This is a genomic window from Streptomyces marinisediminis (assembly GCF_026262575.1).
Lineage (GTDB): Bacteria > Actinomycetota > Actinomycetes > Streptomycetales > Streptomycetaceae > Streptomyces > Streptomyces marinisediminis.
On sequence record NZ_JAPKFL010000134.1, the window covers coordinates 1 to 324 of the forward strand.

The 324-nt window shown below is 75.3% G+C and carries 1 protein-coding gene; it reads left to right on the forward strand.

Features of this window, described 5'->3' with window-relative positions:
- Positions 1-324 (forward strand): ketoreductase domain-containing protein (locus OSB71_RS24405; RefSeq protein WP_265950971.1); only part of this gene is annotated, 324 nt, incomplete at both ends.

Here is a 324-nt window from a genome sequence, read left to right on the forward strand (position 1 = left end):
CGCCCGGGTCGCCCGCTGGGCCGCCGTGCACGGAGCCGGGCACCTGGTCCTCACCAGCCGCCGCGGCCCCGACGCCCCGGGAGCGGCCGACCTGGTCGCGAGCATCGAGGAACTGGGTGCCAGCGCCACTGTCATCGCCTGCGACGCCGCCGACCACACCGCCCTGCACGCCCTCAAGGAACGGCTGGAAGCAGACGGCACCCCCGTCACCACCGTCATCCACGCCGCCGGAGTGGCGTCGGGCGGGTCGACGGACGAGCTCGACGCGGACACGCTGGCGGCGCAGATGGACGCGAAGGTCTCCGGCGCCGCACACCTGGACAG